We start from the raw sequence: 250 nt of genomic DNA on the forward strand, positions 1-250 counted from the left end.
GGTTTATACCCGGTTAGACAATGTGAAGCAGGCCAGATTGCGGGTCGGGAGGTTTATTTTAGCGACCAATGAACGGGATGAAGGACGGCTTGATATGGCGGCGTTACTGGCTAATTATAAGGCACAACAAAAGGTAGAGCGGGGTTTTCGCTTCCTGAAAAGTCCGGAATTCCTGACGTCTGCTATTTTCCTGAAAAAACCAGAGCGGACAGAAGCGCTGTTAATGGTGATGACATGTTGTCTCATGGTT

General features: G+C 47.6%; 1 pseudogene. It reads left to right on the forward strand.

What is annotated here, in order from left to right:
* Nucleotides 1–250: pseudogene (locus SLS51_RS23725) on the forward strand (IS1634 family transposase); the annotation flags it as partial.

The organism is Photorhabdus africana (assembly GCF_035181445.1).
GTDB classification, from domain to species: Bacteria; Pseudomonadota; Gammaproteobacteria; order Enterobacterales; family Enterobacteriaceae; genus Photorhabdus; species Photorhabdus laumondii.